This is a genomic window from Desulfovibrio sp. 1188_IL3213 (assembly GCF_036763145.1).
Lineage (GTDB): Bacteria > Desulfobacterota > Desulfovibrionia > Desulfovibrionales > Desulfovibrionaceae > Desulfovibrio.
On sequence record NZ_JBAIYR010000044.1, the window covers coordinates 1 to 11,091 of the forward strand.

12 protein-coding genes and 1 tRNA gene are annotated in these 11,091 nt (G+C 58.1%); 5 read left to right on the plus strand and 8 right to left on the minus strand.

From position 1 onward, the window contains the following. Nucleotides 1-275: 275 nt before the first annotated feature. The 3 genes from yajC (at nt 276) to secF (ending at nt 3,570) form a co-directional block, all read left to right on the plus strand. Complete coding sequence (gene yajC, locus V6C16_RS03970; protein ID WP_012625550.1) at nt 276-611, plus strand: preprotein translocase subunit YajC; 336 nt, start codon at nt 276-278, stop codon at nt 609-611. 257 nt (nt 612-868) lie between these two features. Continuing rightward, nucleotides 869-2,449: a protein translocase subunit SecD gene (gene secD, locus V6C16_RS03975; protein WP_333535337.1), complete on the plus strand. Its 1,581-nt coding sequence runs from the start codon at nt 869-871 to the stop codon at nt 2,447-2,449. A gap of 17 nt (nt 2,450-2,466) precedes the next feature. Beyond that, nucleotides 2,467-3,570, plus strand: a complete 1,104-nt coding sequence (secF, locus tag V6C16_RS03980) for a protein translocase subunit SecF (RefSeq protein WP_333535338.1) — start codon at nt 2,467-2,469, stop codon at nt 3,568-3,570. A gap of 215 nt (nt 3,571-3,785) precedes the next feature. Here the strand turns inward: secF and V6C16_RS03985 are convergent, their stop codons facing one another. The 8 genes from V6C16_RS03985 to V6C16_RS04020 form a co-directional block, all read right to left on the minus strand. Continuing rightward, the gene (locus tag V6C16_RS03985; RefSeq protein ID WP_333535339.1) at nt 3,786-4,052 is read right to left on the minus strand and encodes an RNA recognition motif domain-containing protein; all 267 of its coding nucleotides are present in this window, start codon (nt 4,050-4,052) and stop codon (nt 3,786-3,788) included. 726 nt (nt 4,053-4,778) lie between these two features. Beyond that, the gene (arsM, locus tag V6C16_RS03990) at nt 4,779-5,624 is read right to left on the minus strand and encodes an arsenite methyltransferase (protein WP_333542789.1); all 846 of its coding nucleotides are present in this window, start codon (nt 5,622-5,624) and stop codon (nt 4,779-4,781) included. Between the two features lie 243 nt (nt 5,625-5,867). Continuing rightward, on the minus strand, nt 5,868-6,224 hold the full coding sequence (locus V6C16_RS03995) for an ArsR/SmtB family transcription factor (protein ID WP_333535016.1): 357 nt from the start codon (nt 6,222-6,224) through the stop codon (nt 5,868-5,870). Nucleotides 6,225-6,323: 99 nt separating this feature from the next. Beyond that, nucleotides 6,324-6,863, minus strand: a complete 540-nt coding sequence (locus tag V6C16_RS04000) for a phosphatase PAP2 family protein (protein WP_333535017.1) — start codon at nt 6,861-6,863, stop codon at nt 6,324-6,326. Nucleotides 6,864-7,150: 287 nt separating this feature from the next. Next, a tRNA-Ile gene (locus V6C16_RS04005) sits at nt 7,151-7,226 on the minus strand. 127 nt (nt 7,227-7,353) lie between these two features. Beyond that, a complete protein-coding gene (locus tag V6C16_RS04010; RefSeq protein WP_333535018.1) occupies nt 7,354-8,517 on the minus strand; it encodes a SufB/SufD family protein in 1,164 nt (387 codons plus the stop codon). Next, nucleotides 8,514-9,308: an ABC transporter ATP-binding protein gene (locus tag V6C16_RS04015; RefSeq protein WP_333535019.1), complete on the minus strand. Its 795-nt coding sequence runs from the start codon at nt 9,306-9,308 to the stop codon at nt 8,514-8,516. Before V6C16_RS04015 ends, V6C16_RS04010 begins: the two co-directional genes overlap by 4 nt. Then, nucleotides 9,301-9,780 (minus strand): hypothetical protein, encoded by a 480-nt coding sequence (locus tag V6C16_RS04020; protein ID WP_333535020.1) that lies wholly within the window; start codon nt 9,778-9,780, stop codon nt 9,301-9,303. Before V6C16_RS04020 ends, V6C16_RS04015 begins: the two co-directional genes overlap by 8 nt. Between V6C16_RS04020 and rfaD the strand changes: the two genes are divergently transcribed. Together rfaD and V6C16_RS04030 are read left to right on the plus strand one after the other, a co-directional pair. After that, complete coding sequence (rfaD, locus tag V6C16_RS04025) at nt 9,779-10,750, plus strand: ADP-glyceromanno-heptose 6-epimerase (RefSeq protein ID WP_333535021.1); 972 nt, start codon at nt 9,779-9,781, stop codon at nt 10,748-10,750. The genes V6C16_RS04020 and rfaD overlap by 2 nt on opposite strands. A 12-nt stretch (nt 10,751-10,762) precedes the next feature. Continuing rightward, entirely contained in the window at nt 10,763-10,921 is a 159-nt protein-coding gene (locus tag V6C16_RS04030) for a hypothetical protein (protein WP_333542790.1), read from the plus strand. Nucleotides 10,922-11,091: the final 170 nt, after the last annotated feature.

Below are 11,091 nucleotides of genomic sequence, written 5' to 3' on the forward strand. Positions count from 1 at the left end.
GCCCGCGCCGGACGCGGCATATGCCGGAATCGTGCTGCGCCGGGGCTTTTGCCCTTGTCTTGCGGACGCTTATGCGCCCGGGGAAAAACATCTTGCGGCGGCGGGCCGTTTTACCGCGTCTGACGCGGCGGAAAGGCTTGCAAGATTGAGCGCCAGCGTATATAGAAATTCGCTGGTATTGTGCGCAAACCGGCACAAGGACGGCTTTGGGGGCCGCCCCCGGTGTGCGTGAAGTTCTCTGGCATATGACTTAGCCACACCTTTGGAGGTGCGTTTTGTTCGAATCCGTAGCCTACGCCATGGGTACGCCCCAGGCCGGAGGCGCCCCCGCCGGCGGCGCCGACATGCTGATGCAGTTCCTTCCCCTCATCGTGATGTTCGTCATCTTCTGGTTTCTGCTTATCCGTCCGCAGCAGAAGAGGGCCAAGGCTCACAAGCTCATGCTTTCTGAACTGAAGCGGGGCGATCATGTGCTCACTTCGAGCGGACTTATCGGGCGCATTCTTGAAATCGACGACGAGCAGGTGCTTCTCGAATGCGGCGAGGCCAAGCTGCGCGTTACGCGCGGCGCCATTGGCGGCCTTGTGCCCGGCAAGGGCGACAGCAAGTAGCAGCCCAGGTTTTTTTGGCATGTGCGGCCCGTGAGCTGGCCTTAAAGGGGCCGGCTCAGGGGCTTTTGCCCATGAACCGGCAGTGTCCGGCATGCCTGGATTGTGTTTTTTATCGGGAAGGGCATCGGCCCTTTCCTTCGACTGGACGCGGCCGCCGTGTTCCGCGTATCATTCCGCCGCCGTGGGCGTTCGCCCTGCCCCGGCCCGCAAGGCTCCGGGCGTGCTATGCTTTAAATCTGTTGTCTGGAAGGTGAACGATGGGTCTGCGCTGGCGCCTGATCTTGGCTTCGTTGGTATTTCTTGTTTCTCTTGTGTACGCGCTGCCGAGCGTACCCGTTATCGGGCCTGCTCTGGAGCGCGTTTTGCCGTCCAGCAAGATCAACCTTGGTCTTGACCTCAAGGGCGGCATACATCTGACTCTGGGCGTGGACGTGGCCAAGGCCGTGAGCAATTCCCTGGCTCTGGCCGGGCAGGATTTGCGCCGCATGGCCCAGGATGAAAAAATCATTGTGTTGCGCCCCCGCGTTGTGGGCGGCACAAACCTTGAATTCATTTTGCCCCGTGCTGAAAACGAGAGCAAGCTGCGCGAGATTCTTGCCCGCCATTTCCCCCAGCTCAACGTGGCGCAGCCCCAGGAGGGCGAAGGCGGCCAGTTGCGCTATGTGGCCCACTTTACCCCGGCCGAGGTGAAAAGGCTTGAAGACATGGCCCTTGACCAGGCCCTGCGCACCATCCGCAACCGCATTGACCAGTTCGGCGTGGCCGAGCCGGACATACGCAAGCAGGCCGGCAATCGCATTCAGGTGCAGCTGCCCGGCATTTCCGACCCGCGTCGCGCTGTGCAGATCATCGGTCAGACCGCTCACCTGGAATTTCATCTGGTTCGTGACGATGTGGACCCCGGCAAGGCCGTGCTGCCCCCCGGCGTTGTGGTTCTGCCCATGCTTGAAAAGAATCCCGGTCAGCCGGCGGCCGAAGGTCGCATTGCCGTTGAAAAAGACGCCATGCTCACCGGCGAGGACGTAGCCGATGCCCGCCCCGCCTTTGACAATATGAACCAGTCCTATGTGACCATGAGTTTCAACGCACGCGGGGCGCGCATTTTTGAGCGTGTAACCGGCGAAAGCGTGGGGCGCCGCATGGCTATCGTGCTGGACGGCAAGGTGTATTCCGCGCCGGTCATCCGCGAGCGCATCGGCGGCGGCAAGGCCAGCATTTCCGGCAATTTCACCACTGCCGAAGCCCAGGATCTGGCAATTGTGCTGCGGGCCGGTTCGCTGCCTGCGCCTGTTTCCGTGCTTGAAGAACGCAGCGTCGGCCCCTCCCTTGGACAGGAAGCCATCGACAGCGGCATCAGGGCGGCCCTGGTGGGCGCCGCCGCCGTCATCCTTTTCATCGGCTTCTATTACGGCGTCAGCGGGCTCATTGCCGACCTCATGCTGTGCTTCACCATGCTTATCGTCATGGCGGGCATGGGCGCGTTCGGCGCTACCCTGACCCTGCCGGGCATTGCGGGCATAGTGCTGACCATAGGCATGGCGGTGGACGCCAACGTGCTTATTTACGAACGAATACGCGAAGAACTGCGGCTGGGGCTTACGCCACTGGCGGCAGTGCGCGCGGGTTTTGACCGTGCCATGGTTTCCATTACGGACGCCAACCTGACCTCCATCATTGTCACGGTCATTCTGTACCAGTTTGGCACAGGCCCCATCAGAGGCTTTGCGGTAACCCTGGGGCTGGGCATTGTTGCCTCCATGTTTACGGCCATCTTCGTTTCGCGGGCCATTTTTGAAGAATGGGCGCGCCATTGCGGTCCCAAGGGCCTGAGCATATAGCGCGCCGGGAGGCTGTCATGAGTTTTACCTTTATCAAGCACGATACAAATATCGACTTCATAGGCAAACGCTACTGGGTTTACGGCATTTCCGTGGCCCTCATCCTTATAGGCGTTATTTCGGCCATCTGGGGAAACGGCCTCAAGATGGGCATCGACTTTGCGGGCGGCGTTATCGTTCAGGTGCAGTTTCAGGAGCCTGTTGCCGATGAGGCCCTGAAAAAGGGCCTGGATATTCCGGCTCTGCCCGGCATCAGCACACAGCGCTTCGGTGAGGGCGGGCGGGATTACCTGCTGCGCTTCAGCAGCGCTGAAAATGCCGATGCCACGCACTTGCGCACCTCGGTCATTGACGCGCTGGCGGCGACTTTCCCCGGCAATGCCGCCGAAATCGTGCGCCTTGAAATTGTCGGCCCCAAGGTGGGCGCGGACCTGACCAATAAGGCCCTGAGCGCGCTTTATTATGCAATCCTGCTGATTGCGGTCTATATTTCAGGCCGTTTTGAACAGCGCTGGATGGCGGGCGCCATCATGGCAGGAGCCTTGTGGGGCGGCATCTATCTGGCTGGCCTTACCGGGCTGAGCATGGGCTGGCTTGTGCTGGTGGCCCTGAGCATAACGGTGCTTGTCTGCTTTGTGTTGCGGCTCAATTTTGCCCTGGGGGCAGTGGTGGGCCTGGTGCATGACGTAGCCATCACCGTGGGCCTGCTGTCGTTACTTGACGTGGAAATCGACCTTAACGTCATGGCGGCCCTGATGACGCTGGTGGGCTTTTCGCTCAACGACACCATCATCATTTATGACCGGTTGCGCGAAAACCTGCGCGCCACGCCGGAACTGGATATGGCCCATCTTATCAACAAGAGCGTCAACCAGACGCTTTCACGCACCATCCTGACCAGCGGCACGACATTCCTGTCCACACTGGCGCTTTATCTGCTTGGCGGCGGCGTCATTCATGACTTTGCGCTGACCATGCTTATCGGCGTGGTGGTGGGTACGGCTTCGTCCATCTACGTGTCGTCCGCCATCCTTCTGGGCTTGGGCAATACGGACTTTTACGTGCGCCTGGTGCAGAAGAAGGACACCTACGAACGGCCGGGAGAGCACGGCGTGGTCTAGCGGCCATCATAATACACACCAAAGCTCTGGCCCCCGCATGAAGATGCGGGGGCTTTTTGCATGAAAAATCCGCGGGGCGGAAAGTGCTGTGACGGATGATGAATCCTGATGCGTCCCGGCCATTGCCCGCGCGGCGGAAGGCTCGGAGGAAATAGAAAAGGCCGCAATCGCTTGCGGCCTTTATGGTCAGGCAGATGTCCTGCCCTGCTGCTGGACTACCAGCGGCGGGGAGCGGGACGGCGTTCTTCGGCCTTGTTCACGCGAAGAGCGCGGCCGCCAAAGTCCATGCCGTTGAGGGCAGAGATGGCGTTCTGCGCTTCGTCGTCTTCCATTTCCACAAAGCCAAAGCCGCGGGCGCGGCCGGTTTCGCGGTCAGAGATCAGTTTGACGGAAAGGGGATCACCGTGAGCGGAAAAAAGATCGCGCACAGCGTCTTCGGTGGCGGACCAGGGCAGATTGCCGACATAGATGGAAGTAGCCATTTAGAGACTCCGTATTGTGTTCTGGGTGCAGACTTTCCGCTTGAAGCCTTACACCCGTGTAAAGTCTCTGGCAAAAAAAATACTGGACCCAATAAGTGAACAGACTCTACGAAGGGTATTGGGGCATGTCAAGCGAAACACGCAGGAAAACGGGGAAAAGCATAAGGATAATGCATCGTGACAGCAAAAAGGGCCATGAATTGCCATATTCCGCACTGCTTTTGGCTGCGGCAAGGGCTGGCGTGGCCCGCCATGCCCCCTTCTGGCAAATGTCGCCTTGGGCGGCGCAGCGCACTGCGGCAATAATTTAGCGTAACACTATGAAATCAATCGGGGATAAAGGACTGTTTCGGCTTATGGCAGCATCTGGTGGCGGCAGGTTGCCGTTTCGTTTTGCGGCACAGCCGCTGAGCGGTCTGCCCGGCGCGGAAAGAAGCCGGCAAAAGGGCCGCCAGGTGTGCACACGCTGGCGGCCCGTACGGAGTTGGGCAGATATCAGATGGCTTGGGCAACCTGATCAGGCATCTCAACAGGATGGAATCGGATCAAATCAAATGGACCCGGATCAAAGCTGAACAAATCTGGTTAAATGTGATCAACGTTGGTCAGACAGCGTCGACAGGGCGGGATCAAGCCATCTCGCGGGGATATGCCCGGAACCTGATCAGACCGGCAGCATGCCGCCGCGCACCGCCATCGGCGTCGGCAAAAGCGCTGTCCCGTAGCTTATGGTTTGAAGGCTTCAATGGAAAGGCTGACCACATAATCCGCCAGGTCTTCCCCCTGGGGAAGAAGGGCCGCTATTTCAGCGTAGAGCGGGTCGTTCCAGTCCTGCATGCTTTGCACATAGCCTGGTTTCGGCGTGAGTTTTATGTCGGAGAATCCGGTTTTTTCAAGCAGGGCAGCGCTGGCGTCCACCAGAATGGCTCCTGCTACGCAGCCGACCAGTGCGGCCGCCAGAGCACGGATATTGTCGGGCAACGGCTTGAGCAGCGCCAGATCGGAAACCGCCGCCTTGCCGCCCGGCTTGAGCACGCGAAAAATTTCGCGCCAGACCTGGGCCTTGTCCGGCGAAAGATTGATGACACAGTTGGATAAAACCACATCCACGCTGTTGTCTGCCGCCGGCAGGTGCTCGATTTCTCCCAGCCGGAACTCCACGTTGTCCAGGCCGGTGGTTTCCCGGTATGACGCGATGTTTTTCCTCGCTTTGGCGAGCATCTCCGGGGTCATGTCCACGCCGATGACACGACCCGCAGCCTTGACGCGCTCCCCGGCCTGAAAAACGTCAAAACCGCCGCCGCTGCCGAGGTCAAGAACAGTTTGCCCCTCCCGCAGGGCCGCCAAGGCAACCGGGTTGCCGCACGAAAGCCCCATGTTGGCCCCTTCGGGAAGCCGATCAAGGGCGTTTGTGTCATAGCCGAGCGATTTAGCCAGCCTGGCAGGGTCAGCCTGGCCGCTACGCCGGCCTGAGCAGCAAGAGCGCTGCGCCCCAGAGGCAATGGCCGCGTACCCAGAGCGGACTGTTTCTGTGATGTCCTGCGCGCTTGTTGTTTTGTCGGTGTTTTTCATGGCGTGTCCTCAATGTTTCAATTTTTCAATAAATGTTGAAATATTAATATAGAAAGTTCGTGTCCAAGGTCCGGCAGGGGGCATAACGCTGCCGCTGCACTGCTCCTAGAGTAGATTAACTTTGAAGTGCTTCACATTTCAAAGTTTTCATTCAGCCAAAAAATGCGATTTTCGGCTGAATCCATGCCACATTGCGAGCGTGTCTTAAACTTTGAGAATGTACATTCTCAAAGTTAATTTGCTCTAGTCGTTCCAGTCCGGAAGAACGGCCGGTGAAACAGCGCTTTGCGTTCTGTATCGGCGGCATTGCTCGGGTTGGTTCGCGCAGCATTCTGAAGTGAGGTAGGCGATGGTGTCGAGCATGAGGGGGATGTTGGCCCGGTATCGCAGAAAGCGCCCTTCTTTTTCCACGCTGATCAGGCCGGAATGCAACAGCCCTTTCAGATGAAAGGAGAGGTTGGTTCCGGGTACTTGCAGAATTCTTGCAATCTCACCGGCCACCAGGCCGTCAGGCGCGGACTTTACCAACAGCCTGAACAGGTCCAGGCGCACTTCTGACGACAGGGCTTCAAAAATACTGCTGGCGTGTGCTGTTTTCATAGAATGATATTTCAACTTTTATTGAATTGTGTCAATGTTTTTTATATGTATATATTACAATATGTTGTGTGGTGGTCGTCGGCCCATGCCTCGGAGCATTCAGCGAAGCCGACCTGGCCGTAATTTCTGTCGCGGGCGAACCAGAATAGCCGCCACTACGGCGGCTGCCAGGGCTGTCATGAAAGCCCCCGCCATATCCAGAGGATAGTGCACGCCTGCAAATATCCGTGCCCAGGCGGTCATGAGTCCCATCAGTATGACTGCCAGGGCAAAAAAGCGTGCGCCCTGTTGAAACAACAGAGGCAGAGCCAGTGAAAACACAAATGTGGCGTGAAAACTGGGAAAGGAGGATGTGGGCGCATGATCGATCAGCATGCGGCCTAGGCCAATGACAAAAGGCCGGGGGTTGTAATGGAACTTGCGGATGCAGTACGCCGTACCCATAGCCAGCATCATTGTCAGGATCAGGCGGCCCGCAAGCACGCCGCGTTGTTTTTGCATGAGCAGGGCAACGAGAGCAAGAACAGCGGCAATGCCGATGGGCCATTCCGCCAGGATGCGGGCAGCCCAGATGCCGAAAGAAGATGCCGTGTCACCGGCGTTCAGGGCCAGAAAAAGCTGATGGTTTAAAGATTCCATGATTGTTCTGCAAGGTTTGTCGCGGGTTGGAACAGGACAGGCGGCTTGAGCAGCGGGGTTGCTGACAGTGTGCGCCCATTGCTGCGAAAACGCTGGCCGGGGCAGGAACGCCCGGGCTGGCGAGAAGTTTGCGGCAGTCTCAAAAAGGCAGAAGGGGACACACATTCACGAAAAGCGTACACGGATTCATGCGGCAGGCCAGCCGTGTGGGCCGCAATAACCGGGACTTCCTGTAACTGCAAAGCCCGTCAAAGTCTTGCGGACAGTGACGGGCTTTACTGATTTCTTGGTGGGCCCACCAGGATTCGAACCTGGGACAGGCCGGTTATGAGCCGGAGGCTCTACCAACTGAGCTATAGGCCCCAAGGAGGAGGACTATAGCCATAAGTTGTTTGGCGGTCAAGCCGGAGATGCCCGGCCTGCCATTTTCGCCTGCTGTTTTACGCGCGGTACTGCGCGTGCACGGGCAGGCGTTTTTGCCGGTATTGCCTTACATGGCGTTGCCGGTTTCCAGCAGCGCGATCTGTTCATCAATGGCTTTTTGCAGCTGGTTGGGCAGGCCCATGATGTCCACATTAAGAAAGCCGCGCACAATGGTGGATGCTGCTTCATCTTCATCCAGACCGCGCGCCATGAGGTATTCTATTTCTTCCTGGGCAATTTTGCCCACGGCGGCCTCGTGCGACAGCTCCACGCCGTCCTGGTTGCTGTCCAGCTCAGGGATGGCATGTATGCGTCCGCTGCCCAGAATAAGGCCCTTGCATTCCAGATGCCCCCTGGCGGGAGCGGCGGACGCGCCTATGAAGCCACGGTTGATGATGGTTCCGCCGGTGGTCAGGGTGCGCGAGACGATTTCGCCGCGCGTGTCGGGCGCATTGAGTTCAATGCGGTTGCCGCAGTCCACGTGGGAGCCTTCAGGCGTGACAATGACGGAATTGAAGCGCGCCACAGCCCCGCTGCCCTGCAGCTTCATGGTCGGATACATTTGCAGGTCGGCCACGGGCTTGAGCAGAATATAGTTGTTCTGAAACTCTCCACCGGCATCCACAATGCCCGCGGAGCGCGGGCGCACCGTGGTGCTCGTTCCCCAGTTATGAATCATGGTGAAGGTGAGCTTGCCGCCTTTTTCCACATAATATTCGGTAATGCCCAGGTGGGCCGTATCGTTGGCGTCATGTGCCGTGGCGCAGCCGCCCAGAATGTGCAGTTCGGCTCCTTCTTCCACCACCACAATATTGTGAATGCTCTGGCCCGCGCCGTGTCCCTTGATGAACATGCACGACTGCACGGGCTGGGTGATCTTGGCCCCTTTTCGGGCGCGCACAAAGTAGCCGCCGTTGCAATGCTCGCGCGTGAGGCGGGTAAATTCGTCTTTTTCAGGATCAAGCAGCTTCCAGTAGTACTGGGGCAGGCCGTCAAATTTTTTGAGGGCCTCGCGGATGTCCATCAGGTCGAGCCCTTCGTGGCTTGTGCGGCAGTGAACCCCTGCGTGATTGAGCTGCATGAACGCTCCGCTCACGGCATGATCGTTCACGTCAATGCCCGCGAGCACAAGGCGTTCCTTGTCCGCGGCGGGCAGACTGGCGAGATTTTCTATGGGCGCTGCGGCTTCGTTGCCGCTGAAACTGTACCGGGAAAGATTGACTGTGCTCATTTGAGGGGGGCCTCCGCAATTTTGCCAAACATGTCGCCGGCCAGGCAGCGCAGACATTCCTGATAGCCGTGATTGGCGATATGGTCGAGAATTTCGCGCGGCCCGGCTTCACAGCAGAGTTTGCCGTTATACATGACCTGCCCCCGGTGGGCGTTGACATATTCAAGAATATGCCCGGTGTGGGTAATGATAAGGCCGCTGGTGGAGCGCGCTTTTTCGCGTTGCCGCAGGGTGGCGCAACATCGTTCGGGCAGGCCGTCCAGCAGGCTGCGCACGGTTTTGCCCACAAGGGCCATATTTTCAAGATCCACGCCGGATTCCGGTTCGTCAAAAAGCAGAAGATCAGGCTGCTGGGCCATGAGCTGCAGCAGTTCGGAGCGCTTGATCTCGCCGCCGGAAAAGCCCGCGTTGACATCGCGGTTCAGAAACTGGTCAAAATGCACCTTGCGGGCCATTTCTTCCACGTCCATCTGGCGTCCGCGTCCGCACAGTTCCACCAGTTTGCCCGTGGGCAGGCCGTGGATGGTGGGCGGACGCTGAAAAGACATGCCAATGCCAAGGCGCGCCCGTTCATACATGGGCGCATGGGTGATATCTTTGCCCTTGAAGATGATCTGCCCCCGGGTGACGGTGTATCCCGAAACGCCCATAAGGGTCATGAGCAAGGTGGTTTTGCCGGAACCGTTTGGCCCAAAGAGGATGAACGTTTCGCCGGGCTTGACGTGCAGGTCTATGCCCTTGAGCACGGGCGTACCCTTGACCTCCACATGAAGGTTACGGATTTCAAGCATTATTGTCTCCGGTTTCACCAAGATATTCCATCACATCGTAATGTACATGGTCCAGAATGTGGGTCAGCCTGGAGACGCACTCGTCCCCCACGGCCTTGCTCAGAAGGTCAACGATAAAGGCGGCTCTTTTGGCATTGACCAGGGCGTCGTATCCCGGGTCCGCGCTGTAGGGTATGGCGCTGATGCTTTCGCTGAAGTTTTGCAGCATTTCCGGGTCAAGGTTCTTGATGGGCTGGGCTTCGTCATCAATATAGGCGATGCCATCGCGCAGTTCGAGCATGACCGGTTTGCCGTGCATGTAGGCGATGCACACTTTCATGGTAGTCCCCTTGGTTTTACAGATGCCGCATAGTGGCAAACTTGGCTGCCCGTGTCCAGAGGAAGGGCGCACGGGCAGGATAAACACATGGCGGCTCTTGCGGTTGCGCCCGGCACTGGCTACCATGTGCAAAGATGTAATGGAGGTATCCATGCTCGTGATTACCGGTGGAGCGGGCTTTTTGGGCAGCGCTCTTTTATGGCAGCTTAACTGCATGAATATTGAAGATATCGTGATTGTGGACAATCTTGCGCGGAGCGACAAGTGGCGCAATCTCGTCAAGCGGCGCTATGTGGACTACATGCACAGGGACCGCTTTTACGAGCTTGTGCAGCGTGATGCCCTGCCCTGGAAGGTCAGCGGCGTGGTACACCTTGGGGCCTGCTCGTCCACCACGGAAAAGGATGCGGATTTTCTGATGGAAAACAATTTCCATTACAGCCGCGATCTGTGCCGTTATGCGCTGGACAAGGGCGCTCGTTTTATCAATGCCAGTTCCGCCGCAACCTATGGCGACGGTTCGCTGGGCTTCAGCGATGACGAGCAGCTTGTGCCGCATTTGCGGCCCCTGAACATGTACGGCTACTCCAAGCAGCTTTTTGACCTCTGGCTGCTGCGCGAGGGCTTGCAGACCCAGGTAGCCAGCCTGAAGTTTTTCAATGTTTACGGCCCCAATGAATATCACAAGGGCGATATGCAGAGCGTGGCCGCCAAGGCTCACCGGCAGATCGGTCAGGAAGGGCAACTGCGGCTTTTCAGATCTGACCGCCCGGATGTGAAGGACGGGGAACAGAAGCGTGACTTTGTTTACGTCAAGGACTGCACGGCCCTGATGGCCTGGCTGCTGGAGCGCAATGATGTCTGCGGCATCCACAATGTGGGTACAGGAACGGCGCGCAGCTTCAATGACCTTGCGCGGGCCGTGTTTGCCGCCCTGAACCGGCCCTGCCGCATCGAGTACGTGGATATGCCCGACAGTCTGCGCGGACGCTATCAGCACTACACGCAGGCCGACATGGACTGGCTCGGGCGGGTGGATTGCCCTTTGGCCTTTACATCGCTTGAAGAAGGCGTGACCGATTATGTGAAGGGCTATCTGGATACAGAAGACCCCTATCTGTAGAAAACGGAACCCGTGGGCGTAAAATTTCTGGGCTGGTTGTGTCCCTTTGGGCGGCCTGTCTTCGGGGCGGACGGCCCTGAAGTGCGCCTGTCCGGGGATACGCTGCCCCTGCGGCTGAAAACGGATGCGGCCCTGTGCGGATTTTTAAAAAAATCCGCACAGGGCCGCTGAAGCATTATGCCAAATCCTGATCTTCCGCGGCATGCTGTCCGGTGGCAAGGACATTGCCAACCGCATCGTGAGCAAGCGCAGTTCGCGCATCACGCCCATGATGTTTGAATTCGAGCTGATCGAGCGGGCCAAGGCCAACAAGATGCGCATCGTGCTGGCCGAAGGCACTG